General features: G+C 40.0%; 19 protein-coding genes and 1 pseudogene. 18 read left to right on the top strand and 2 right to left on the bottom strand.

Annotated features, from left to right (window positions below; translation table 11 throughout):
* Positions 1–250: 250 nt before the first annotated feature.
* The 12 genes from FFM59_RS05975 (at position 251) to pyrE (ending at position 13,167) form a co-directional block, all read left to right on the top strand.
* On the top strand, positions 251–487 hold the full coding sequence (locus FFM59_RS05975; RefSeq protein WP_137602142.1) for a KxYKxGKxW signal peptide domain-containing protein: 237 nt from the start codon (positions 251–253) through the stop codon (positions 485–487).
* A gap of 27 nt (positions 488–514) precedes the next feature.
* Positions 515–1,105: a hypothetical protein gene (locus FFM59_RS05980; protein ID WP_137602143.1), complete on the top strand. Its 591-nt coding sequence runs from the start codon at positions 515–517 to the stop codon at positions 1,103–1,105.
* A gap of 6 nt (positions 1,106–1,111) precedes the next feature.
* Positions 1,112–2,458 (top strand): hypothetical protein, encoded by a 1,347-nt coding sequence (locus FFM59_RS05985; protein WP_137602144.1) that lies wholly within the window; start codon positions 1,112–1,114, stop codon positions 2,456–2,458.
* Positions 2,459–2,553: 95 nt separating this feature from the next.
* On the top strand, positions 2,554–3,063 hold the full coding sequence (locus FFM59_RS05990; protein WP_170175949.1) for an LPXTG cell wall anchor domain-containing protein: 510 nt from the start codon (positions 2,554–2,556) through the stop codon (positions 3,061–3,063).
* Positions 3,064–3,300: 237 nt separating this feature from the next.
* Positions 3,301–3,840 carry a bifunctional pyr operon transcriptional regulator/uracil phosphoribosyltransferase PyrR gene (pyrR, locus tag FFM59_RS05995; protein WP_137602146.1) on the top strand — a complete coding sequence of 180 codons (540 nt, stop codon included), beginning with the start codon at positions 3,301–3,303 and terminating at the stop codon, positions 3,838–3,840.
* A 153-nt stretch (positions 3,841–3,993) separates the two neighbouring features.
* Entirely contained in the window at positions 3,994–4,923 is a 930-nt protein-coding gene (locus FFM59_RS06000) for an aspartate carbamoyltransferase catalytic subunit (protein ID WP_137602147.1), read from the top strand.
* A 411-nt stretch (positions 4,924–5,334) separates the two neighbouring features.
* The gene (gene pyrC, locus FFM59_RS06005; RefSeq protein ID WP_137602148.1) at positions 5,335–6,606 is read left to right on the top strand and encodes a dihydroorotase; all 1,272 of its coding nucleotides are present in this window, start codon (positions 5,335–5,337) and stop codon (positions 6,604–6,606) included.
* The gene (locus tag FFM59_RS06010; protein ID WP_137602149.1) at positions 6,606–7,700 is read left to right on the top strand and encodes a carbamoyl phosphate synthase small subunit; all 1,095 of its coding nucleotides are present in this window, start codon (positions 6,606–6,608) and stop codon (positions 7,698–7,700) included. The genes pyrC and FFM59_RS06010 overlap by 1 nt, the downstream gene beginning before the upstream one ends.
* Complete coding sequence (gene carB, locus FFM59_RS06015) at positions 7,693–10,875, top strand: carbamoyl-phosphate synthase large subunit (RefSeq protein ID WP_137602150.1); 3,183 nt, start codon at positions 7,693–7,695, stop codon at positions 10,873–10,875. The genes FFM59_RS06010 and carB overlap by 8 nt, the downstream gene beginning before the upstream one ends.
* 18 nt (positions 10,876–10,893) lie before the next feature.
* The gene (locus FFM59_RS06020) at positions 10,894–11,814 is read left to right on the top strand and encodes a dihydroorotate dehydrogenase (protein WP_137602151.1); all 921 of its coding nucleotides are present in this window, start codon (positions 10,894–10,896) and stop codon (positions 11,812–11,814) included.
* The gene (gene pyrF, locus FFM59_RS06025; protein WP_137602152.1) at positions 11,811–12,530 is read left to right on the top strand and encodes an orotidine-5'-phosphate decarboxylase; all 720 of its coding nucleotides are present in this window, start codon (positions 11,811–11,813) and stop codon (positions 12,528–12,530) included. The genes FFM59_RS06020 and pyrF overlap by 4 nt, the downstream gene beginning before the upstream one ends.
* Position 12,531: 1 nt before the next feature.
* On the top strand, positions 12,532–13,167 hold the full coding sequence (gene pyrE, locus FFM59_RS06030) for an orotate phosphoribosyltransferase (RefSeq protein WP_137602153.1): 636 nt from the start codon (positions 12,532–12,534) through the stop codon (positions 13,165–13,167).
* A 39-nt stretch (positions 13,168–13,206) separates the two neighbouring features.
* Here the strand turns inward: pyrE and FFM59_RS06035 are convergent.
* A pseudogene (locus FFM59_RS06035) lies at positions 13,207–13,999 on the bottom strand (YitT family protein).
* A 439-nt stretch (positions 14,000–14,438) separates the two neighbouring features.
* Here FFM59_RS06035 and FFM59_RS06040 point away from each other — a divergent pair.
* The 4 genes from FFM59_RS06040 to nrdF are packed head-to-tail and all read left to right on the top strand — an operon-like array spanning position 14,439 to position 18,987.
* Positions 14,439–14,906 (top strand): class Ib ribonucleoside-diphosphate reductase assembly flavoprotein NrdI, encoded by a 468-nt coding sequence (locus FFM59_RS06040; RefSeq protein ID WP_137602154.1) that lies wholly within the window; start codon positions 14,439–14,441, stop codon positions 14,904–14,906.
* A gap of 6 nt (positions 14,907–14,912) precedes the next feature.
* Complete coding sequence (gene nrdE, locus FFM59_RS06045) at positions 14,913–17,081, top strand: class 1b ribonucleoside-diphosphate reductase subunit alpha (RefSeq protein WP_137602160.1); 2,169 nt, start codon at positions 14,913–14,915, stop codon at positions 17,079–17,081.
* Between the two features lie 10 nt (positions 17,082–17,091).
* Complete coding sequence (locus tag FFM59_RS06050; protein WP_137602155.1) at positions 17,092–18,021, top strand: ribonucleotide-diphosphate reductase subunit beta; 930 nt, start codon at positions 17,092–17,094, stop codon at positions 18,019–18,021.
* Positions 18,022–18,036: 15 nt separating this feature from the next.
* Positions 18,037–18,987 (top strand): class 1b ribonucleoside-diphosphate reductase subunit beta, encoded by a 951-nt coding sequence (gene nrdF / locus FFM59_RS06055; RefSeq protein WP_137602156.1) that lies wholly within the window; start codon positions 18,037–18,039, stop codon positions 18,985–18,987.
* Between the two features lie 275 nt (positions 18,988–19,262).
* On the opposite strand, the gene FFM59_RS06060 is transcribed toward nrdF, so the two are convergent.
* Entirely contained in the window at positions 19,263–19,700 is a 438-nt protein-coding gene (locus FFM59_RS06060) for a DUF2628 domain-containing protein (RefSeq protein WP_137602157.1), read from the bottom strand.
* 165 nt (positions 19,701–19,865) lie between these two features.
* Between FFM59_RS06060 and FFM59_RS06065 the strand changes: the two genes are divergently transcribed.
* Entirely contained in the window at positions 19,866–21,410 is a 1,545-nt protein-coding gene (locus FFM59_RS06065; protein ID WP_137602158.1) for a glycosyltransferase, read from the top strand.
* Entirely contained in the window at positions 21,410–22,915 is a 1,506-nt protein-coding gene (gene asp1, locus FFM59_RS06070) for an accessory Sec system glycosyltransferase Asp1 (RefSeq protein WP_137602159.1), read from the top strand. Before FFM59_RS06065 ends, asp1 begins: the two co-directional genes overlap by 1 nt.
* Positions 22,916–23,410: the final 495 nt, after the last annotated feature.

A 23,410-nucleotide genomic window follows, 5' to 3' on the forward strand; every position in this document is an offset into this window, starting at 1 on the left:
GAACACAGAAGTTAAGCTTCTAAGCGCCGATAGTAGTTGGGGGATCGCTCCCTGCGAGGGTAGGACGTCGCCATGCATAATAAAAAGCACGAATCTTAATTGATTCGTGTTTTTTTGTCGTATATTTTTTAAATCTGTCTAATTGTTAATAGTATTAATTAAATTCAAAAATATAGGTTTATCTTATTGATAAATCAACATTTCTAGGTTAAACTGTAGAAAAATAGTTAATACCATTGGAGGAGTAGCTATGATAGAGAATAGGGGCACTAAGTCGCATTTCAAAATGTACAAAGCCAATAAAAGATGGGTTTTTGCAGGCATTTCAGTCGTCATGTTTAGTAGTGTCATGATGTATGTCTCTATCACAGCAAATGCTCAAGAAACAACGCCAGATACCGAAACCCCTGCGTTAACGCTCAATGAAACGCAGGATGACAGCATATCAACTCACGAAATCAGAATTTATACTTCAGCTCGAGACTGATATGAAGGAACCTCAGCTGCTGTTTATATGTATACTGAAAAAGCTGCAGCAAGCTATAATGACAGTCCAAGAACAATTAAATATCAAGAAGACTTGGCAGCCTATAATACCAAAGTTGATTCGGATGCACCTGGATATACGACCAATGATGTAGCTACAAAGAAGGAACTCGAATCAAACTATAATCGGTTAGCCTCCGACTATGCGGTCGTATCATCTTCAGCTACGAGTACAAATGAGATTATTGCAATTCAAAATACTAAGCATAATGATAGTTCTGTGAATGCCGCGTATGCCCGACAGTTAGCTGCATACAATAATTTACCCGATAAGGTCAAATCGGCTGGTGAATTGATTACTACCTACAATGAAAATACAGATCAACTTTCAGCAAATATTGCAACGAGTATTTCAGAAGATGCTAACAATCAAGCAATTGCAGCCATTCCAGATGATTTAAATACGTTGAAGACTGAAGTTGCAACAGTAATGGCAGCAAATACGGAAACGCCAGTCTATATTGACTCACAGAAAGATGAAAATGGAGTAGTTTACGCCGATTTATTTGGCGTGAAATACGTTGGCCAAAATGGTGATGGAAAAACTTCAATGGACTAAGATATTTTGCCATCAATTGAAACACCGTCATCATTAGCTGAAGTTACAACGATGTTTTATTACTTAAAACGTATTGCAGATACCTCGATTGACTACACTGACCAGAATGGTTCTACGGTTAAAGCAATGTCAGCGACAGCGTATGATGCTTCACGCAGTTTGATGAACGGTGTCGCATTAGCTTTCCAAAATGCAGGTAAAGGATCCGAGAAAGAATTAATTTCAACGATTGAAACGAAGTTAAAAACCTCACTGGAAACTTCCTTGAAAGATATTTATAGCCAAGCAGGGATTACATGGGAACAAGACTACTTTAACTATACATTTGCAGAACAACTTAAATCTTTGGCAATAGATAATTATCAAGCACAGACTAATCAGTTTATTCAAACTGCTAAAAATTTGTTAACTACTTATCAGGCCGCGATGGCTGATTCCGTCTGGGCGAATAATTCAACTAATGCCTTGGTAGAAACATTAACTCAATTAATTACGGACACTCAAGCTAAAGTTGATGAGGGACTGAAACAATTTCAACTAGCTTCCGCTAGTGATGATTTTTTGAATTTGGTCTACAGTGGCAGTGCTGAATTGCCAAATTCGATTTCCGCTATTTGGGGAAGTATGAATGGCACAATTGACATGTTTGGTCAAAGCACATCCTATATGATGAATGCTGTGTTACCATCTCTTGATCCCAATCTAGTTAAACAAGATAACGGGACAGTCATTTTTTCAAATGATTTTGTTCAAGCACATCCATTAATTTTTGATGCGGCGACAGCGTTAGCGAATAGCATTACTCAACTAGCAAATCAATTCTTTAATGTGACAGAAGACTTGCAAGCTATGATTCAACCAATGGTTAGAATCAGCGGTTATTTTGATGTTTCTGCACCAAGTGTGCCACAACAAGTTCCATCAGTGGAACTACCCACCGCACCCCAACAGGTTGTATTAAAAGATATTGCAACACAGCCTCAACCAAGAGAAATCACGATTATTCCGGTCGATCTAGGTGGAAACCCGTTAGAAAATACCTCTTCATACCAAATTACAGCCGTTCCAGGAGTAGAAATTGAAACCCCTAATACGGTCAATAATTATGTGCCTGTGAACGAAAAATTCACTCCAACTCCAGGAATTAATTATGTAGCCTACAAACCCATAAACAATTTCGGCAATGAAGGAGATGGCATTCAAGTCAAAACACAACTCGGTGAGGGAACATCAACAACAACTGAGGATATTACTTTAGTGCCGGTTGATTTAAGTGGGCAACCACTGTATGGTCACGGACCATACCTGGGTATCCGGTTGACACTCCTGCAATTGACAACTATACCGCATTAGAGACTACTATTACTCCAACGTATGGTGAAAACAAAGTAACTTATATACCAGTTAACAATCCAAATGTTGGTAATGGAGTTCAAGTTAAGACAGGTGTGGCTGAGCCAACCACGCCTCAAGAACGAACAATAACAATTGTCCCAGTTGATTTAAGTGGAAATCCGTTGGAATTTGCACCGTCCTTTACGATTACAGCAGTTCCAGGAGTAACCATTGATACGCCAACGGTATCGGGTTACACACCACAAAGTGCAAAACTAACTCCTACACCTGGCGATAATCAAGTGGTTTACATTCCGGTTAATTATGCGGGCAATGAAGGCGATGGTATTCAGGTGAAAACGGCGGTTAGCGAGGGGGGTTACCACGAAGCTAAAACTGCAGATCCGATAATTGTTCCAGAAGAAAATAAAGTTGTTGAAACAGTCACTGATTTGGGAAACAACCAACCTAAACCTAATCAATCCATAGGTGAAACAACCAATAATTCAGGCAAATCTTTACCACAAACTGGCGAATCATCTCAAAGCGAGTTGGCAACAATTGGTTTAATGTTGCTTGGATTTATGGGCTTGGCCGCTGTTGGCAAGAAGAAACGATACTAATAATATGGGACCTTTTTGCTAGCGAATCACAAAATAAAATTATTGTTTTGCATACCATTGACAGGTACCCTTAGATTCGCTAAAATGAATACAATTAAATAACTTTAATTTAGTCCAGTGAGGCTAAGAAGCAAACCGGCAGAAATGTTTAGGAACCTCTTAGTGAAAGCTGAGAGGTTTTTATTTTTACTCGGTACTTCAGAGTACTCAACCACATCAAAAAGGAGCGTGAGATTAGTGGCACACGAAGTTGTTGACGGTTCAAGCATGCAACGCGCATTGACTCGAATCACATATGAAATTATCGAACAGAACAAAGGTGTCGATGATCTTGTATTTGTAGGCATTAAAACTCGCGGTGTATACATTGCGAAACGTTTAGCAAAGCGTCTTAAACAACTTGAACAAATTGATATCCCTGTTGGAGAATTGGATATTACTTTGTATCGTGACGATCGTCATGTTGCTGATTATCACGAAGAACCAGAAGTTAAAGGTGTTGATATCAAAGTCGACATCAATGACAAACATGTTATCTTGGTTGATGATGTGCTCTTTACTGGTCGGACTGTTCGCGCAGCCCTTGATGCACTAATGGACGCTGGTCGTCCTAAGAAAATTTCATTGGCAGTTCTCGTTGATCGCGGTCATCGTGAATTACCAATTCGTCCTGATTTCGTTGGTAAGAATATTCCTACCGCACTAGATGAACAAGTTCATGTTGCTGTTGAGGAATTCGACAGTCATGAAGATATTACTATTGAGAAAATAAAATAATGTAACTGAACCTTTTAATTGTTTCCTGAGAGAGCAAAACGGTACAGTACAGTTTTTGTAGCACCTTGCTACGGAACTCTACTCACACAAGCGTTGAGCTAATCAGAAAATGATTAACTTGACGCTTTTTTTGAACAGAAAGGAAAATGACTTATGATGATGGCAGAAAGAATTCAACGCAATATGGTAACAGTAGATCACATGGAAGCCGACGATGCACTTGATTTGATTCATGAAGCACAAGCATATAAAGAGGGCAAAAAACCGGAACTCTTCCAAAAAGCCTATGCTGCTAATTTATTCTTTGAAGATTCTACCCGAACAAAAAGCAGTTTCCAAATGGCCGAAAATAAATTAGGTATGGAAATGATTAAATTCGATGCCTCAACTAGTTCGGTCAATAAAGGTGAAACACTTTATGACACGTTAAAAACATTAGAATCAATCGGTGTAAACGTTGCGGTCATCCGTCATCCAGAAACAGAATATTATCGCGATTTACTTAAACATGATGATTTAAAAATCAGTATTGTTAATGCTGGCGACGGTAGTGGTCAACATCCATCACAATGTTTATTGGATATGATGACGATTGCTGAAGATTTTAAGAGCTTTCATAATTTGAAAGCATTGATTGTTGGTGATATTAAACATTCAAGAGTTGCTCGTTCAAATGCACAAATGTTGCACAGCTTAGGCGCTCAAGTATACTTTGCTGGACCAAAAGAATGGTTCGACAAGGACTTTGAAAAGTATGGGACTTATGGCGACCTAGATACGCTTTTACCAGAAATGGATGTTGTTAACTTACTTCGGGTTCAAAATGAACGCTTGAATGCGACTGAGGGATTGAATTTTGACTGTGATGAATATCATCAACAGTTTGGTTTGACTAAAGAACGTGCTGCTAAAATGAAGAAAAAAGCTATTATCATTCATCCAGCCCCTGTTAACCGCGGTGTTGAAATTGACAGCTCTCTAGTTGAAGGTCCACAATCACGAATCTTTGAACAAATGAAAAATGGTGTTTTCGTCCGCATGGCAATCCTTAGCCGTGTTTTGAGATACCAAGAAGTAATGTAAAAGTAGTGTGCGAGACTAACCGGAGATACTGGAGTATAAGACGAGATAATCAATTACCGTAATTTAGTAATTGAATTATCTGGGCTTATACATGAGGTATCTGGTTAGGAGAGCATGATCAAAACAGTGTGCGAAGCACCACGGTCAGACAACGAGTATCTAACGATGATTGACAAAGATTCTGACAAGAATCAAGGAAATCAAAGTTAGGTGAGTTGTTTGTGGGGATGAGCACTATTAGGACAGTGTGCGACATCGAATGTTCAGCTCCCGAGGATTAACGAATTATCTGAGTTAATTGGGTTTAGATTAAAACAGATAATAAAGTTAAACGTAAGGAGCTATTCGATGAAGCACAATTACGTAGTCACAAGCCACCACAAAATTCACAAACAAAAAGGAGCAACCCCCATGTCATTACTGTTAAAAAATGGACGCGGATTAAATCATCACACATTGGTACCTTTGGAAGTCTTAATTACTGATGGCACAATCGTTAAAATGCAAGCGTCAATTGATTCAGATGAAGAGGAAGTTATCGATTTACAAGGTGCTTTCATTTCGCCAGGGCTAATTGATATGCACGTTCATTTACGTGAACCCGGCTATACAAATAAGGAAACAATTGTAACTGGGAGCCAGGCAGCAGCACATGGTGGGTATTCAACGATTGCCGCAATGGCAAATCTAAGTCCGACTTGTGATACCCCAGACAGGTTTCAAAAACAAGTTGAACGCAATCAACAAGGCGCTATAAAAATTGAACAGTATGCACCGGTGACTCAAGGACGGGCAGGACATGAAGTTGTCGATTTTAAGGCGTTGAATCAAGCAGGTGCACGTTTCTTCAGTGATGACGGCTCAGGTATTCAAGATGCAGCCGTGGTTTATGAAGGAATGCAAAAAATGGCCGAATTAGGCGTACCCATGTGTGACCACGCTCAAGATATGCAACTATCTTTTGGAGGGGTTATCAATGATGGAAATGCATCCCAACGATTGAACCTGCCAGGCTTACCAGATGTCAGTGAAACGGCACAAATTGCCCGTAATCTTGCTTTAGCCCAAGTAACAGGCGTGCATTATCATGTGTGTCACGTTTCCACGAAAGAAAGTGTCGATTTAGTGCGGCACGCGAAACAACAAGGGGTGAATGTGACTTGTGAAGTGACTCCGCATCACATTTTGTTAGATGAAACGGATATTACCTTTGATAATTCACAGATGAAAATGAATCCACCATTGAGAGAAGTTGATGACCGCCAAGCCTGCATTAATGGCTTGATGGACGGCACTATCGATATCATCGCTACGGATCACGCGCCACATACTGACGAAGAAAAACAACACGGCTTCTTGAACTCACCCAATGGAATCGTCGGTTCTGAAACGGCCTTTGCCTTGCTTTACACCCAATTTGTAAAACCCAAAATTTGGACTTTGGAACAATTAGTTGAATGGATGAGTACGAACAATAAACTAATCTTTGATTTACCAAATGCTGGTGAGTTGAAAATTGGTTCAGTAGCAGACATTGCAGTGTTTGATTTAGAACATGAATTTGCCATTGATGATCAACAATTTTTGTCAAAGGGGCATAACTCACCATTTGTAGGTGACAAGGTCTATGGCGAAACGGTCTTAACACTGGTTGACGGGGAAGTCGCATATCGGAGGGCATAATGAAAAAAAGATATTTGGTCTTTGAAAATGGCGAAGTAATTGAAGGCGAGGCATTCGGTGCGGATGTGGCTCGCGCAGGTGAGTTGGTATTTAACACGGGGATGACCGGCTATCAAGAATCAATTACCGACCAATCCTACAATGGTGAAATTTTGATGTTTACCTATCCGCTGATTGGCAATTATGGCATTAACTTTGACGATGATGAATCAGTCGCGCCAACGACAGCCGGGGTGGTGGCCCATGAAGTGGCCCGTACTGCTAGTAACTGGCGCAATCAAATGAGTTTAGATGAATTTTTGAAACAGCATCATATTCCTGGTATCAAAGGGATTGACACCAGAGCCTTAACCAAGAAAATTAGAACACAGGGAGCTCCCAAAGCCGCTTTAGTAGATGAAGTCACTCAGGCACCAGCCTTGATTACATCACTCGAACAATCATCGAAACAGTTGGTTAAAGCTAGCAGCACACATAACGCTTATCCCAATCCCAATACCGGTAAACGAATTGTGGTGGTCGATTTCGGCCTGAAACATAGTATCTTACGCGAATTAGCTGAACGAAATTGTAATGTCACGGTGCTTCCGTCAGACGCCACAGCGCAACAAGTGTTGAACTGTAAACCAGATGGTGTGCTACTCAGTAACGGACCTGGTGATCCGAAAAATGTACCTGCTGCGTTGGACATGATTCGGACGATTCAACAAGAAGTACCGTTGTTTGGTATTTGCCTGGGACATCAATTATTTGCCTTAGCGAATGGTTGTGACACATTTAAAATGAAGTTTGGTCATCGTGGATTTAACCACCCAGTGAAAGAAATTGTTACTAACCGAATTGATTTTACTTCTCAAAATCATGGTTACGCGGTGGATGCACAATCAGTTGCCAAGACCGAATTATTTATTACCCATGAAGAAATTAACGATAATACCGTGGAAGGCTTACGCCATAAAAAATATCCAGCCTTCTCAGTGCAATTTCATCCAGATGCCGCACCTGGACCACACGATGCCAGCCATTTGTTCGATGATTTCTTGGAAATTATTGATAGTCAACAACGCCAAAAGGAGCTAGAACAAAATGTCTAAACGCGAAGATTTGAAAAAAATATTGGTCATCGGTTCTGGCCCCATCATTATCAGTCAGGCAGCTGAATTTGATTACTCCGGTTCGCAAGCTTGTCTTGCCTTAAAAGAAGAAGGTTATGAGGTAGTACTGATTAACTCAAATCCAGCCACTATCATGACGGATAAAGAAATTGCTGACCAAGTGTACATTGAACCATTAACCTTAGAATTTGTTTCACGCGTGATTCGGATCGAACAACCAGATGCCATCTTGCCAACGGTTGGTGGTCAAACAGGTCTTAACTTAGCCAAACAACTTGATGAACATGGTGTCTTGGACAAGTATGATGTTGAGTTATTAGGGACCAGTCTAACTTCCATCAAGCAAGCGGAAGACCGCGAACAATTTAAACAGTTGATGTTAGATTTGAACGAACCGGTACCACAATCTAAAACTGTCAACACACTGGATGAAGCCACAGAATTTGTCCAAACGATTGGTTTCCCAGCAATTATCCGGCCAGCCTATACTTTGGGTGGAACTGGTGGTGGGATTGCCAAAGATGAGGAAGAATTTGAAGAAATTACCGAAAATGGGCTTTCGCTTTCACCAATTAGCCAAGTTTTAATTGAACAAAGTATTGCTGGTTTCAAAGAAATTGAATTTGAAGTGATGCGTGATAGTGCTGATAATACCATGGTGGTTTGTTCGATGGAAAACTTTGATCCAGTGGGCATTCATACTGGTGATTCGATTGTGTATGCTCCGGTGCAAACTTTGTCAGACCGTGAATACCAAATGTTACGTGATGTCGCCTTAAAGCTGATTTCAGCATTAAAAATTGAAGGTGGCTGTAACGTACAATTGGCGTTAGATCCCAATAGTTTTGAATATTACATTATCGAAGTTAATCCACGTGTCAGTCGTTCATCAGCCTTGGCTTCTAAAGCCACGGGTTATCCCATTGCCAAATTAGCTGCTAAAATTGCGGTGGGCCTCACGTTAGACGAAATTCAAAATCCAGTCACCCAAACCACCTTTGCTATGTTTGAACCAATGCTCGATTACGTGGTCGCAAAGATTCCACGTTGGCCATTTGATAAGTTTAACCAAGCGGATCGAAGCTTGGGTACGCAAATGAAAGCCACCGGTGAAGTGATGGCAATCGGGCGCAACATCGAAGAAGCCACTCAAAAGGCTGTTCGCTCCCTCGAAATTGAAACACAAAATTTAACTTTGCCAGAAATGGCGACTAAATCCGATGATGAAATTGCCGATTTGTTAGTACAAGCTCGTGATGACCGACTCTTTGCGATTTACGAAGCGATTAAGCGTCATTGGTCACTCGAAGAAATTAATGAACTTACCAAGATTGATATTTTCTTCTTGGATAAATTACTCCATATTTTTGAAATTGAAACGGCATTAAAACAAGTCCCCAATGATGCCGATTTACTAAAACTGGCGAAACAAAATGGCTTTTCAGACGAAATGTTAGCTGAATTTTGGCATGCGACTGAAGATGATATTCGGCAACAACGTGATACAGCAGGGGTTCAACCAACTTACAAAATGGTTGATACTTGTGCCGGCGAATTTGAAGCTCACACGCCTTATTTCTACAGCACCTATGAATCTGAAAATGAAAGTCATGCTAACAGTGATAAAACCGTCTTGGTATTAGGATCGGGACCAATCAGAATTGGGCAAGGAATCGAATTTGATTATGCGACCGTTCACTGTGCCCAAACTTTAAAACAAGCTGGCTATCAAGCCATTATCATGAACAATAATCCTGAAACCGTCTCGACTGATTTTTCCATCTCAGATAAATTGTACTTTGAACCTTTGACGTTAGAAGATGTCCTCAATGTGGTCGATGTAGAAAAGCCACTTGGCGTGATTGTTCAGTTCGGTGGTCAAACGGCCATCAATTTAGCGGCCCCGCTCGAACAACATGGAGTTAAGATACTTGGGACTACAGTCACCGATGTGAATCGGGCAGAAGACCGAGATGAATTTAATCGAATTATTCAACAACTTCAAATTCCACAACCGGTTGGTCAAACCGCATTTACAAATGATGAAGCCAAACATAATGCCAATGAAATTGGTTATCCTGTTTTGGTTCGCCCGAGTTATGTCTTAGGTGGCCGGGCGATGCAAATCGTTCATAATGATGAACAGCTGCATACCTATATGACCACCGCTGTAGAAGTTTCACCGAACCATCCGGTTCTGATTGATAGCTATTTACCCGGTAAGGAATGTGAGGTTGACGCCATCTGTGATGGTGAGACCGTACTGATTCCAGGTATTATGGAACATATTGAAGGTGCTGGGGTCCATTCAGGTGATTCAATGGCAGTTTATCCAACACAAGCCTTCTCACAGTCAGTGATTGATCAAATTGAAAAATACACAATTGATTTGGCAATTGAATTAAAATGTATCGGTTTAATGAATGTACAATTCGTCGTTCACAATGAAAAGGTCTACGTTATCGAAGTAAATCCGCGCGCAAGTCGGACAGTACCGTTCTTAAGCAAGGTGACAAAAATTCCGATGACGCCACTCGCATCACAAGTCATTATGGGACAAAAGCTCGCTGATTTAGGCTATCAGACGGGAATTGCTGCATATTCGGGTCAAGTTCATGTGAAGGCACCGGTCTTCTCATTTAGTAAATTAAACGATGTTGATAGCTTATTAAGTCCAGAAATGAAATCGACTGGTGAAGTAATGGGTAGTGACGAAACTTTTGCCAAAGCTCTGGCCAAAGCGTTCTTAGGCAGTGGATTTGATGTGCCTAATGAAGGTCAAGTACTGATGACAATTGATGATCAGCAAAAGGACCATGCCACTAAAATTGCGGCGCGCTTAATTGAGCTTGGATTTAGAATTTCTGCCACCGATGGGACAGCAGACTACTTTGAACAGCATGGTATCAAGGTTTCACAACGAGTTGGCAAATTTGGCAGTGATGGTAAAAATGAATTATCTGAAGTGCTCGCAAGCAAAAAGATTGCCATGGTGATTAATACCGTGGATGATGGCAACAGCCATAAAGAAGATGGCGCCAAAATGCGAGCCTTAGCTATTAGTCATGAAATTTTGCTTTTAACGTCATTAGATACCCTCAATGCTTTAACCGGCATGTTAGAAGAACAAAGTTACGCATTGGAAGCATTGTAAAAAATAGGAGGAACCAGCATGACAACAAATCGATTGAACGTGCAATTACCAGGGTTAAATTTGAAGAATCCGGTGATTCCTGCCAGTGGTACTTTCTGGTATGGACAAGAATATTCAAAAAAATATGATTTGAACTTGTTGGGCTCGCTGGTGATTAAATCGACAACACCAGAAGCACGCGAAGGAAATCCTAAACCGCGAACAACCAACACCACGGCCGGTTGGATGAATGCCAATGGTCTTGAAAATGTCGGAGTTGATCGCGTGGTCTCGGAAAAGCTGCCTTGGTTAAATCAACAATTTCCAGAATTACCGGTAATTGCTAGTGCGGCAGGGTTTAGCGTGGAGGATTATGTTGAAGTGGTGCGTAAACTCAGTGCGTCCAAGCTGGTGAATGCGATTGAAATCAACGTTTCGTGTCCGAATGTTAAACATGGCGGGTTAGCGATGGGAACTGATCCAGAAACAGTAGAAGAAATCACCCGCGCATGTGCCGCCGTTAGCAGTGTTCCTCTTTATGTAAAATTAACACCAAATATTACGGATATTGTGCCGATTGCTTTAGCCGCAGAACGCGGTGGAGCCGCTGGTCTGACCATGATTAACACTTTGACGGGGATGAGCATTGATTTAAATACCCGCAAACCAGTTTTAGCAAACCAAACCGGGGGCTTATCTGGTCCAGCCTTGAAACCAATGGCATTGCGGATGATTCATCAAGTTCGAGCAGTCTCTCAAATTCCAATTATTGGAGTTGGCGGCATCGAAACAGCAGAAGATGTTCTTGAATTCATGATGGCTGGAGCCAACGCAGTTGAAGTCGGTTCGGCGAACTTCCACGATCCTTTGGCATGTCCCAAAATTATTGATCAATTACCAACCGTCATGGATTCATATCATGTCGACAAATTAACGGATTTAGCGGAGGTCAAATTTTGAAAAGATTTCAACCGATTGTCGCTTTAGATGTGCCCACCAAAAGATTGTTGCTTAAATTACTTGACCAATTTGAGGTGGAACCCAAACCGATTATTAAAATTGGCATGCAGTTGTTCTATGAAGAAGGACCAGACATTATTTGGGAAACGCAACGCAGAGGTTTTGATATTTTTTTGGATTTGAAACTTCACGATATTCCGAACACGGTTGAAAAAGGGATGCAATCAATTGGTCATTTCGGTGTGCAATTTACGACCATTCATGCTGCAGGTGGATCAGAAATGATGGCAGCTGGGCTACGCGGCTTGCAAGCTGGGGCAGCCGAGGCAGAGGTTGAAGCGCCTAAATTATTGGCCATTACGCAATTAACCTCGACGGATGAACATAGCATGCAGACCGAACAACATGTGAATTTATCGATTCAAGAGTCTGTCCAAAGCTACGCTAAATTGGCGCAACAAGCAGGCGTGGACGGGGTGGTTTGCTCAGCACAAGAATTAGCGGTCATTCGCCCGGTCGTTAGCGATGATTTCCTTTGCATTACACCTGGAATTCGACCAAATTTAAATGTTAAAGATGACCAAAAACGAACAGTTACACCGGCGCAAGCGCGACAATTAGGCAGCAATGGTATTGTGGTGGGTCGCCCTATCACACAAAGTAATCATCCACAGGATGCCTACCTTGAAATTACAAAAGAATTTTTGGAGGATTAGTATGTCGGACTCAATTGCACAACAAGTTGCACATGATTTACTAGAAATTGGCGCAGTGTCATTAAAACCCACCGAACCATTTATCTGGGCTAGTGGAATTAAAAGCCCAATTTACACGGATAATCGAATGACAATCTCATATCCAACAGTTCGTAGAAATATTTATACCGGCATTAGTGCAATTATTCGGGAACATTTTCCGGACGTTGAAGTGATTGCTGGAACGGCCACGGCCGGAATTCCACACGCTGCATGGGTGGCGCAAATGCTCGATTTACCAATGATTTATGTCCGTTCAAAACCAAAGGACCATGGACAAGGTCGTCAAATTGAGGGTGTCTTGAAACCAGGGCAAAAAGTCGTCCTAATCGATGATTTGATTTCAACTGGTGGCAGCGTTTTGAAAGCAGTTGACGCGGTGAAAAACGAAGGCGCCGAGGTACAAGGTGTCGCGGCTGTCTTTACTTACCAATTGAATGCTGCGGATGAAAACTTTGGTGCACGGGGCCTAGATTACTTTGCGGTAACTGATTATAGTACTTTAATCGACACGGCCAAAGCTGAAGATTTAATTACAGAATCCGACATTGAATCATTAAAAAAATGGCGTGAAAATCCAAATCAATGGAAGATCTAAAAAAGTTGTGAGCAAAATTTTTGCTCACAACTTTTTTTGTTAAATACTTCCACCGTGTACCTCGGTTGCTTCGGTCGCAATGATAAAAGGCGCCTGGATCATGTTTATGAACCTTATTGACTAGATGACGGAAGTCGCGTTGCTCTACCACGACCATTAACATTTCACGCGTTTCATTACTGTAACCACCAATGACTTGCTTGATTTCAGGTAATTGTTGATTGCTCATAATATAGACAGCCTTTTTGCGGTCAAAACCAGTTTCGATAAAGTTCATCGCTAGGCTGGTAATCCCAACAGAAAAAATAGCTAATGCAAAGGCATCAAAGCCAGTGACCGGGATATTGAAAAGACAGACCACGAAATCTACGATCAATAGTCCGATTGAAGGTCTTAATTTAAAATATTTGGCAAAAATCATTGGTGGGACGGTGGTTCCGCCACTAGATGCATCAATTCGGTAATTTAAAGCAAAACCGGTCGCAATCACTATGCTCCCAATGATAATCGCTAATAAACGATCTTGAATTAACATCATTTGAGGGGTAATGGACAGTAAGACTGGTAAAGCTAAACTACCGAATAAAATTCGGCGAGTGGTGCCACCGCTTAAAAAGGAAAATGCGAGCCCAAGCATGGCGATATTGATTACTAGGGTTGTAATCCAAAGTGGAACGTTAAAGGCCTCTTGGACCAAAATAGCCATCCCAGTTGCGCCACCAGCCGCCACCTCGTGTGGAGCAAAAAACATATTAATGGCAATTGCGATAATTTCTAAGACAACGATCATTAGGAATCCGCGAAAAATTGGTTTGTGGATTGGTAATCTCATTGTCGTCCTCCATAACTTTATTGTTATAATAATTATACTTTAAATGCTGATATTTTTCCTTTAAAATACATAAAAAAAGTTGATATTAATAAATTATTAAAAAATGAGAGTCAATTTATACAACAAAATATACATAAAAAGTTCAAATTAACACTTCGATGGAAAATTGATTAGTAAATTCTTTCGATTTAAAATGGTCTAAATAAGAATCGTTCTAATTTAATCAGATGAACAATAAAAAAATATTTGAATCAATTTTACCGTTATTTTGGTTAAAATTTAGTCGGTTAAATCATTGATATGACTAATTATCAGAATGTTTATTGTATGCTAACGTAATATTCTAATATTATATAAATATATATTTTCTCCTTTCATATACCATATATTGTGGTATTATCATTTTTGCAACACAATATGTAGTTAAAGGGACGATGTAATGAGTAAAGATATTAATATTTTATACATTAGCTTAAGTGGCAATACAAAATATTTTATTGGGAAGTTAACTAAGTATTTTGCCGAGCATGAGATTACGGTGAATGCAATTAATGTGAAAGAAAATCCAGAACCTACGAAACTAACTGAACCATTTGTGACCTTCTTACCAGCGTTTTTAGAAGGCGGTAATGGTGTTAATAATGGCGATCGCGAGATTTTGACTGGACGCTTAGGTCAATATTTAGATTATCAGGATAATTTTGCGTACTGCTACGGCATTGTGGGTAGTGGCAATCGTAATTTCAATAAGCAATTTGCGTTAACGGCGCACCAATATGCTGAACGCTACGATTTCCCGTTTATTGCTGATTTTGAGTTGCGTGGTAGTGAAAGTGACCCAGAGCGAATTGCACGCGAAATCATCTATGCTCGGGCACAATTTGAAAATCAACCAGTGGGGGAATAAACAATGATGGATCTTAGCGCACCACAAACAGAAAAGACTTATTTTTATTTAAACAATCTAGTAAACATTCCAGTGGATGGTGAAATTCCACTGTATTATGATCAAGAGGCGTTGAAGGCTTATTTCAAAGAAGAAGTTATTCCACGAACAATGAGTTTTGACTCATTGCCTGACAAATTAACATATTTGGTTGAGAACAACTATTTGGATGCGGAGGTGCTGAATCAGTATTCTGAAGAATTCGTTCAAGAATTATTCGACAAGTTAAATGCCAATCAATTTCACTTTAAAAGCTTTTTAGGGGCGTACAAATTTTATAGTCAATACGCGATGAAAACTAACGATGGCCAACAATTTTTAGAAAGCTTTGTTGATCGAGTGGCAATGAATGCATTGTATTTAGCTCAGGGGGATGAAAAGTTAGCGCAAGAAGTCGCTGACGAATTAATTTCACAACGTTACCAGCCAGCGACTCCCACTTTTTTGAACGCTGGGAAAAAACGTCGTGGAGAAATGGTTTCTTGTTTCTTAATTGATATCGCTGACTCGATGTTGTCAATTGGTCGGGGCGTTAATTCAGCCCTGCAGCTGTCACGAATTGGTGGTGGCGTGGGTGTGAACTTATCTAATCTGCGAGCAGCTGGTGATCCAATTAAACAAATTGAAAATGCCTCGTCAGGGGTGGTACCAGTGATGAAATTGTTAGAGGATTCGTTTAGTTATAGTAATCAATTAGGGCAACGCAATGGTGCGGGCGTGGTTTATTTAAACGTCTTTCATCCTGATATCTTACAATTCTTGGATACAAAAAAAGAAAATGCCGATGAAAAGATTCGGGTTAAAACATTGTCATTAGGACTTGTGGTGCCGGATAAATATTATGAATTATTGAAAACTAATCAACCAATGTACTTGTTTAGTCCTTATGATGTGGAACGCGAATACCAGCAACCATTTTCATATCTTGATATCACGGCTAAATATGATGAATTAGTCGCTAATCCACGCATCAAAAAGACTGAGATTAATGCACGGAAGTTAGAATTAAAAATTTCGCAATTACAACAAGAATCGGGTTATCCATATATTCTAAATATTGATACCGCTAATCAAACTAATCCAGTTGCTGGCCGGATTATCATGAGTAATTTATGTAGTGAAATCTTGCAACCACAAGAACCTTCAGCTTTGAATGATGATTTAGGTTATCAAAATATTGGTACCGATATTTCATGTAACTTAGGATCAACCAACATCATGAATATGATTGAATCTCCAGATTTTGGCCATTCCGTTGAAGTAGCAGTTCGGGCATTAACCATGGTGACCGACACTACCAGTATTGATGAGGTACCAACTGTGAAAAAAGGCAATGATCGTTATCATACAATCGGGTTAGGAGCGATGGGATTACATACCGCCTTAGCTCGCCATCAAATTGAGTATGGGTCAGCCGAAGCCTTAGAATTTACCGAAGCTTACTTTATTGCGCTGAATTATTATTCTTTAAAAACCAGTAACGCAATTGCCAAAGAACGCCAAGAAAGCTTCGCGCAGTTTACCGAATCAACGTACGCTGATGGCAGTTATTTTGACCAATACGTTCAAGCTGAATTTGCGATTAATAGCCCCAAGGTGGCCGAAATTTTTGCGTCAATTGAATTACCCTCGGTGGCGGATTGGCAAGTCCTGCGTCAAGCCGTGATGAACGATGGTTTGTATCATCGCAATCGATTAGCCATTGCTCCAAACGGTTCAATTTCATATGTTAATGAAACGAGCGCTTCCTTACATCCAATTACGCAATTAGTGGAACAACGCCAAGAAAATAAAGTTGGTTCGATTTTTTATCCAGCACCTTATTTGTCAAACGACACTATGCCTTATTACCATACGGCGTATGACATTGATCAACGCAAAATTATCGATACGTATGCGGTGGCACAAAAGCATATTGATCAGGGGATGAGTTTGACGTTATTCATGCGGTCGGTCTTGAAACCAGATTTATATGAATGGAAAGACAATGCCAATTTGAAGATGACCACGCGTGATTTAAATCGACTTAGAAATTATGCCTGGACTAAGGGCATCAAGTCATTGTATTACATTCGGACTTTTACAGAAGATGACGAAATTAAGACAGCCAACGAATGTGAAGCCTGCATGATTTAAGGAGAAAAAGATGGATTATTTATATTACAAAGCAATCAACTGGGATCAAATCGAAGATAATTTTGATAAATATACGTGGGAACAATTAACTAGTAATTTTTGGCTAGATATTCGAGTACCAATCGCTAATGACATTACGGCCTGGCAAGCTTTACCAGCAAACGAACAAACAGCAATTGCCAACATGCTAGCTAGTAGTTCATTGATTAACGTATTTCAATCTGAAGTGGGCACACCGAGTCTCAGACATGATACCCGAACTCAACAAGAAGAATCAGTTTTGAATACTATTACATTTATGAAATCAGTTCATGCTAAAAGTTGTACAACTATTTTCCGTGAACTCTTAACTGGTGACCAATCTAGTGCTGCTTTTAAGTGGGCTGACAATCAAGATGATTTGGCGTTGGCAATTAGTCAATTAACTGATGTTTGCCAAACGGGGACTGATTTGCAGAAAAAAGCGATGTTTATTTTGGCCGAAACAGCCTTAGTCTTTGGCAAGTACAATGATGTCTTACAAAATTCACAGTTAATCAACGTTAACCAAATGATTGAAAATATTATGCGCGGTAACGCCATCTTTACGGCGTATTTGAGCTATAAATTTCAGCTGGGATTCAGTGATTTAACTGACAATGATCAAACCGAATTAATTGATTGGATCAATCAGCGAGTTCAAGAATTTGTCGCCGCTGAGGTGGAATTGCTTGAAGCCAATGCAATTGATGCAGCTGCTGCCAAAAATGCGTGTTATTTTGGTGCCAATCATGCCTTAAGCTCACTCGGACTATCAACAATCTTTGAAGTGCATCCTTCGTTAGTGATTGATGAAATTAATGAACGAATGATTAATCAACAACAGTTCTTACAGCAAGTTAATGCAGCCAATCCAGAAGCTGACACTGAGGTCATGGCAGACGATGATTATGATTTTTAAGGAGAGACAAAATTAATGAAGTATACAACGATTAATTGGGATGTAAACGAAGACGAATTTGATGAATATGTTTGGGATAAAGCAACAGCGCAATACTGGCTGGATACCCGTGTACCAGTTTCAAATGATTTACGTGACTGGCGGACATTGACTCAAACTGAAAAAGACGTTATCAACAAGGTTGTCGGTGGGTTAGCATTGCTTGATACGTTACAGTCTGAAGAAGGCGTTGATGTGATGCGCCCAGATGTCAGAACGCGAAAAGAAGCTGCCGTTATTAACGATTTTTTGATGATGGAAGCTATCCATGCGAAGAGCTATGGCACAATTTTGACTTCATTAAATAATCAAGAGACGGTGGACGCGACCTTTGATTGGATGAATAACAATCCACGCATGCAGTACAAAGCGAAACGCATTAATGAAGTTTACCAAACTGGGGATGGTCTCCAAAAGAAAGTTGCCAGTGTCTTTTTGGAAGGAATACTCTACTATACTAATTTTTTCACCCCATTATGGTATCGAGGCAACAACAAATTAGCTAACTTATCTGAAATTATTAAACTAGTGATTCGTGATGAATCAGTTCATGGCACATATTTAGGCTATAAATTTTCGCTGGGCTTTAGAGAACTTCCTGAAGCAGAACAAGTGAGTTTTAAAAAGTGGATGGATCAATTGTTAGACGATTTGCTAGAAAATGAGTTTGCCTTTACCGATGAAGTCTATTCACCAATCGGTTTGGCGGAAGACGTAAAACAGTTTGTTCGCTACAATGCTAATAAGTCGTTACAGAATATGGGCTTCGAATCAATTTTTCCTAACGCAGAAATTGAAGATATTAATCCAATCGTTATGAACGGTATTTCAACTGAAACTGCTAATCATGACTTCTTCTCTCAAGTTGGAGCTGGTTACTTAATGGGTAATGCTGAGTCGATGGGGAATGAGGATTATGAGTATTAGAAAAAAAGAGTGCTGACCAAAGCGGTCAGCATCGGAGCATTTAACGAAAAATAGCGCTCATCAATTTGTACTTTAAATTGGTGGGTGCTATTTAAGTTAAGTGACGATGTTGCTTTGGAAAGCACGTTTCGGCAAGATGGAGGAGATGAGGATTATTTGAAACGTGCTCCAATCTTCAATCAACTCCGTCTAATTAAAAATACTAACCGACTCAAGAAGCGAGCCAATTAGTATTTATTATTAGTACTCATTGATTATCGAAGATTGTCAGCACTCTAGTCTTTCCAGTACTTCGCCTTCACCAACAACGCCTTCGAACGTTCATCTGCTGGTTCATAACCGGTATAAAATTTGTGACGGAAATACATAAGATTGTAGTAGAGTGAGAAAATAATTGATGGAATGGCATTTAAAATTAAAGCTAAGTTTGATGCCGTATCGGTGTTAACGACTTCAACTCCAAGCATAGATAGTAATAATCCATAGGCCAGGTCAATGACTAACATCAAAGCAAAATTATACCAATCACCACGAAAAATTGAAGGTAAAGGACCAAAGAAAAAGGTCGTCCAAGAAACCCCAACTTTAGCGATGCGAACTTGACGATTCTCTTTGTTCACAATTCGAGCGTAATTTGGTGGGATAGGTAGCCCTGCAAATGGATCATTAGGGTCTTGGCCTGGGTCGTTTTGATTGTTAAATGGATCTTGCATTATACGATGTTCCTCCTGTTAACTATTGATATATCATAACATAACGCTGATTTATTGAACATTGATATTAACATTCGAAAAGTTATAAACATTTCATCAAAATATGGTCACAAAGTTAATATATGGTATTATCTATACAATGAATGAAACAGGGGAGGAGACACAATGTATTATTTTCTTGATGACAATATGCAAGATCATAAATCTGGCATTGAACACGCGGAGATAAAGCGATTGAATCTCTTCAATACTTACAACGTACCAGCCAAAATTATGACAATTCAGTACAATAATGAGCTGCATAAAGTGACGCGAGCCGCTGGAATTGACGATTCACAATTAGTGAATCTGTATGATTATTTTCAAGAGGCATTTAATATTGAAGATAAGCCCAAGATGATACAAGATATCCAAATTGATTCATCTTGGCGGCGGGCAGCTGATGGCGCTAGTTACAATTATTATGATGGTGATCAACGGATGATGTATATTCGTCGCCGTAGCGAAAACGATAAGCGGGTGATGAATCTCCAATATTTCGACCATTTTGGTAAATTATTGAACGTCAAATGGTTTGATGTGCGCGGCTTTATCTCGGTAGAACAGGTTTATGGATGGGATGGAAAAATTTCCGTTGAAAACTATCTTAAGCCGGATGGCACGATTGCAATTCAAAAAGCCCGCATGCACGACCGACAAGGTAAAGATATTGAACACTTTATCTTAAATTATCACCAACAGAAGTATTCGTTTGCTAATTTTACCGAATTGGCCAGCTTCTTTTATGATCAAGTGGTGGTTGATGACCAATTAAACGAAGGCACTGAGCCTAAGTTCATTGTGGATCGTTCGTACGAATTAGCTTGGCCCGTGTTCCATATGAAAAATCGGGTGTACCGTGCGATGCAATTGCACAATAATCATGTCAATGATTCTAAGGACATGCTGCATGCCGAATATAACTACAACTATGCATACGGATTAAATCATTTAACAAACTGGGACGGCTTAATCGGCCTCACACATCAGCAGAAAATTGATTTGGATGCTCGATTTGGGGATGAAGGCGTTAAAATTTATCAAATTCCAGGACCCATTGTGCCAGAAGCTACTTTAAATGCTAAACGAGTTGAGTTTGCCAAACGAACACCGTTAAAAGTGGTCATGGTGGCGCGAATCTCTTCTGAAAAACAACAAGATCAATTAGCCCACGCTTGGAAACAAGTCATTGCCGTAGTCCCAGAGGCTTCACTAGATTTTTGGGGTTATGAAAATGAAGATTTCGGTAAAAAAGTCAAAGCCATTATTAAAGAAGAACAATTAGAAAAATCAATTACGTTTAAAGGTTATACTTCGGACGTTGCCAGCGTGTATGACGATGCACAATTGCTGATTTTGCCTAGCCGTGCCGAAGGGCTACCATTGTCGTTAGTTGAAGCACAATCGCACGGTTTGCCAATCATCTCTAATGATATTAAATATGGCCCGGCCGATGTTGTGATTGATGGTCAAGATGGTATTTTAACGACCAATGGTGATATTGACGGACTCGCCAAAGCCATTATTTCATTACTGACTGATCAAAAGAAATTAGAAAAATTCAGTGAGAATGCGTATGAAGATAGCAAACGTTATTCAGAAGCTGCGGTGATGGATAAGTGGAATGTGCTGATTAAAGATGCGGAACAATTTGGAAAGGAGGCTCACTAATGTTTTTCTTTGTGAATGAATATATTCTGGGCCAAAATTCAAGTGTTGAGCATGCCGAATTTAAACGAATTAAATTATTTGATCAACACAATGAACCTGCTAGGATTGTGACCCGTAACCACGACAACCAACTTCATCGAACGATTAAAAAGTTTCACTTAATTGATGGACAAATTATTAATATGTTTGATTTCTTTGGCGATACAGTCGATTATCAAGGTCGGGAATTAAAAGCGCGTGATTTAGATATTCCGATTGACTATCAGGTGAGCACTGGAAACAATTCACGGACGATTAAAGATGGTGGTCGTTTGATTGGCGAAATGCATTTTGCTAGTGGAACAGTGGGCCAGATTGCTCGTATCGATTATGTCGATGGTGCCGGTAATTTAACGAATCGGGAACAGTATGATATTCGAGGCTTTAAGTCAGTCGATGAATTTTTTGATAACGAAGGTCACTTATTTTATCAAATTTACTATCGTCCGGATGGTACTCGATATATGGAACGCCATTATATTAAATCCACCGCTAACACACCAATTAACTCATTGAATCGCCTAATTGATTATCGTGGAAAGGATCGTTTCTTTAATACGATTGATGATTTATTTGCCTTTTTCTTAAATGAATTAAACATGGCCAATGATGAAAATAATGTGTTTATTGCTGATCGACCAGCGATGGCCAATCAACCGGTTATGCAGATTACTTCCAAAGCTAAAAAATATCTGTGGATTCCGATGGATCATGTGCGGGATGGTCAGGATGAAGTGACCGGTGCATATGATGGCTCATATGCCGTGCCATTTACCCCAGAAGGATTGAAAAAGCTTACGGGTGTGATTGTCATGACCAAGGCACAACGAGAAAATTTGCAAACGCGGTTACCGAAATTTAAGAATAAGATTTATACGATTAGCGGTACAATTGCCGAGGAGCACCAGCCGGTGAAATTAAATGCACGCCAGCATGGTAGTTTGTTGTATGTCGGCCGATTGGGTAACGATAAGCAAATTGATCAATTACTTCAAGCTTACAAGTTGATACACGAAGCGGTACCGGAGACGAATATTGATGTGTATGGCTATGGTAGTAAACCGGATATGGAAAAATTTGAACAGCAGGTGATTGATTTAAAAATTGACGATGATTCGGTTAATTTTAAAGGCTATCAACCTAATGTCGAGAATGTTTATGATTCAGCCCAATTAATGCTTGATTTGGGCAAACGTGATGGCCAACCACTGGCGATGATGGAAGGACTAAGTCACGGCGTTCCTGTCGTCAGCTATGCATATAATTATGGACCTGCAGAAATGATTGATGATGGTCAAAACGGTCGCTTAATCGAAGCCAATAATATTTCTGCAATCGCCCAAGCTGCCATTGAGATTTTACAAGATGATACTCAATGGCAAAAAATGAGTGATGCTGCGTATGCTAACAGCACTGCCTTTTCTCCTGAGAAGGTTTGGAAGCAGTGGGAACAAATCAGAGCGTGAAACCTGTCGGGTAGAACATGAGCACTAATTGAAGTAATTAATAATTTCGGATTTGGAAATTTAATTACAAAATTAGGCGGAGTGTTTTGACAGGAGGAGCGCGTTTCAGAAAATCAGAGCGTGAAACCTGTCGGGTAGAACATGAGCACTAATTGAAGTAATTAATAATTTCGGATTTGGAAATTTAATTACAAAATTAGGCGGAGTGTTTTGACAGGAGGAGCGCGTTTCAGAAAATGAGAGTGCGATTCGTCACGCTAGGCTTCGAGCATTAACAAAATATGGATAAGGCAGCTGGTTTAGGCTGCTGAATCTATATGAGTTAAGTGAGAAGTCTGTGGCGAAGTAGCACGTTTCAAAAATTAGCCACGTTTAAAAAACCACACAAAAACGATTTTCAATGTTGAATTGAAAATCGTTTTTGGAACGGAGCAAGGAAACACGTTCTTTCAAGGACGTGATGGATTGCTCTTTTTTATTGCCCGAAGGGCTATT

Source organism: Paucilactobacillus nenjiangensis (assembly GCF_005405445.1).
Classification (GTDB): domain Bacteria; phylum Bacillota; class Bacilli; order Lactobacillales; family Lactobacillaceae; genus Paucilactobacillus; species Paucilactobacillus nenjiangensis.

What these genes read in the sequence shown, in the direction of transcription:
- asp1 (WP_137602159.1), top strand. Translation starts at nt 21,410, where the DNA reads ATGTTTTTCTTTGTGAATGAATATATTCTGGGCCAAAATTCAAGTGTT.
- FFM59_RS06050 (WP_137602155.1), top strand. Translation starts at nt 17,092, where the DNA reads ATGGATTATTTATATTACAAAGCAATCAACTGGGATCAAATCGAAGAT.
- pyrE (WP_137602153.1), top strand. Translation starts at nt 12,532, where the DNA reads ATGTCGGACTCAATTGCACAACAAGTTGCACATGATTTACTAGAAATT.
- FFM59_RS06060 (WP_137602157.1), bottom strand. Translation starts at nt 19,700, where the DNA reads ATGCAAGATCCATTTAACAATCAAAACGACCCAGGCCAAGACCCTAAT.
- FFM59_RS06010 (WP_137602149.1), top strand. Translation starts at nt 6,606, where the DNA reads ATGAAAAAAAGATATTTGGTCTTTGAAAATGGCGAAGTAATTGAAGGC.
- nrdF (WP_137602156.1), top strand. Translation starts at nt 18,037, where the DNA reads ATGAAGTATACAACGATTAATTGGGATGTAAACGAAGACGAATTTGAT.
- FFM59_RS05975 (WP_137602142.1), top strand. Translation starts at nt 251, where the DNA reads ATGATAGAGAATAGGGGCACTAAGTCGCATTTCAAAATGTACAAAGCC.
- FFM59_RS06000 (WP_137602147.1), top strand. Translation starts at nt 3,994, where the DNA reads ATGATGATGGCAGAAAGAATTCAACGCAATATGGTAACAGTAGATCAC.
- FFM59_RS06020 (WP_137602151.1), top strand. Translation starts at nt 10,894, where the DNA reads ATGACAACAAATCGATTGAACGTGCAATTACCAGGGTTAAATTTGAAG.
- carB (WP_137602150.1), top strand. Translation starts at nt 7,693, where the DNA reads ATGTCTAAACGCGAAGATTTGAAAAAAATATTGGTCATCGGTTCTGGC.
- pyrC (WP_137602148.1), top strand. Translation starts at nt 5,335, where the DNA reads ATGTCATTACTGTTAAAAAATGGACGCGGATTAAATCATCACACATTG.
- FFM59_RS06040 (WP_137602154.1), top strand. Translation starts at nt 14,439, where the DNA reads ATGAGTAAAGATATTAATATTTTATACATTAGCTTAAGTGGCAATACA.
- FFM59_RS06065 (WP_137602158.1), top strand. Translation starts at nt 19,866, where the DNA reads ATGTATTATTTTCTTGATGACAATATGCAAGATCATAAATCTGGCATT.
- nrdE (WP_137602160.1), top strand. Translation starts at nt 14,913, where the DNA reads ATGGATCTTAGCGCACCACAAACAGAAAAGACTTATTTTTATTTAAAC.
- FFM59_RS05980 (WP_137602143.1), top strand. Translation starts at nt 515, where the DNA reads ATGTATACTGAAAAAGCTGCAGCAAGCTATAATGACAGTCCAAGAACA.